This window comes from Limnovirga soli (assembly GCF_013106755.1).
Lineage (GTDB): Bacteria > Bacteroidota > Bacteroidia > Chitinophagales > Chitinophagaceae > Limnovirga > Limnovirga soli.
Genome location: NZ_WHPF01000047.1, coordinates 1 through 468, shown reverse-complemented (window position 1 = coordinate 468; position 468 = coordinate 1). Strand labels below are relative to the sequence as shown.

1 protein-coding gene is annotated in these 468 nt (G+C 48.7%); it reads left to right on the top strand.

Annotated elements, in window-relative coordinates; all coding sequences use genetic code 11:
- A partial coding sequence (locus tag GD597_RS21705; protein WP_171610015.1) for an Ig-like domain-containing protein occupies positions 1 to 468 on the top strand: 468 nt, incomplete at both ends.

Genomic DNA, 468 nt, shown 5'->3' with positions numbered 1-468 from the left:
AACCATTGTTGTATCTGCCTTGCCAGTAATCGCTCCGATAACTGGCCCGGACAGTGTATGCGTTGGTCATACGATCAATCTAAGTGAAGCAACAGTTGGCGGCAGCTGGTTAAGTGATAATAGCGGCATCGCCACCATTAGCAGTGGAGGCCTGGTAACAGGCATCAGTGCGGGTACGGTGCGCATTAGTTATACGGTGATCAATGCAGCAGGCTGCAGTGATAGTGTAAGTAAAACCATTATCGTATCTGCATTACCGGTCATCGCTCCGATAACCGGCCCGGATAGTGTATGTGTAGGTCATACGATCAATCTAAATGAAGCCACAGTTGGCGGCAGCTGGTTAAGTAATAATAGCGGTATCGCTACGATCAGCAATACTGGCCTGGTAATCGGCATCAGTTCCGGCACGGTGCGCATCAGTTATACGGTGATTAATGCAGCAGGTTGCAGTGATAGTGTAAGTAA